Annotated in this window: 1 protein-coding gene; it reads right to left on the bottom strand. The window is 35.1% G+C overall.

The features are described 5' to 3' along the window. Positions 1–133: 133 nt before the first annotated feature. Positions 134–439: a hypothetical protein gene (locus E1171_RS01055; protein ID WP_155203234.1), complete on the bottom strand. Its 306-nt coding sequence runs from the start codon at positions 437–439 to the stop codon at positions 134–136. Between the last annotated feature and the right edge of the window lie 745 nt (positions 440–1,184).

The following is a 1,184-nucleotide window of genomic DNA, read 5'->3' as shown; positions in this document are numbered from 1 at the left end:
AAAAAAAGACTTTATTGCCCTTTAGTTCTAAAAAATATCTCCAGATCTACAGACGTATGGTGAAAAACGGGTGCTTACCTCATCAGAACATGTTATAGTTTTCTCCGTTGAGATTCGTGCAAACAACAATACCTTAGCACTTACTACTGGATTGGTGCAGTCCACAGGAATTAATTTGTGTATGGCCAAAGTTATTGATATAACCATTAAAACTACCGACACCTCCATTCTCGTAGGTAAGATCGAAAAAGATATCAGTGATTTCCCAACCTGTACTTAAAGTGTTAGGTGCATGAAAACCTACTTCATCTTGCTCTAACCCATTCAATTCTTGAACCCTGCTAACATTTATTCCACAAACAGGAGGTTTAATGCAACCGTCCTTTGGAATATCAAAGAGGTCTGTATTAGTTTGTACATTAGAAGTACATGAAACCAATATTTGACCTCCATTAAAAACATCTTGGAAATTAATTGTAACCGAGCTTCCATAACTAGTAACTCCCCATTGAATGCCTGGGGTAGATAGGTCTGTGCAAACGGTGTAAATGTCAGTTGCGTTGGGATAAGCTGAATTAGCCCCTTTTATTTCTGCACAGGATAGGGTACCAAATGTCTCACCTAACTAGGGTGGTAAATAAGGATTGATCTCTTCTTGCGTACATGAGAAACTAAATATTAAAATTCCTAAAGCCAAAAAATAGTAAGAGATTCTTTTCAAAGTAAAATTGTTTTAGTCTTTTGAAAAGAGGAAAATAACGCTATAACCAGGGACAGTAAAATTTTTGTGATGAATTAGCAGAATATGCATTTATAATGGTGAAACTGAATGATGAAATAAGGCGCGTACCCTAAAGAAAAGAACCATCTTTAATACTTCCACATGAACAGAATTAGGAAGTAATTGGGTTAGTTACTCAACATTCTTTTTCAATTAATTTTTTGCTAAAATAGAAGGCCAGAAGAACCACCTGAAATCCTTCGTAATATTGTCTATTAATTAGTTGCTAAAAAGTATAGGAATATGCGGGCTTTTAATTTAGTTAAGTTGGAGGGAGAGAGAGGTAGGTCTATATTATTCGATTTCGAAAAGGAACAGCCGTGAAAAAATAGCTTTTCTTGATAATTTTCACGGCTAATTCCCTTTAAACCTAATTTTTAAAAACAGTGATAAGGAGGTACTG

Source organism: Xanthovirga aplysinae (assembly GCF_009711365.1).
Taxonomy (GTDB): domain Bacteria; phylum Bacteroidota; class Bacteroidia; order Cytophagales; family Cyclobacteriaceae; genus Xanthovirga; species Xanthovirga aplysinae.
Note: the sequence above shows the minus strand (reverse complement) of the source record. Positions and strands in the feature narration are given on the sequence as shown.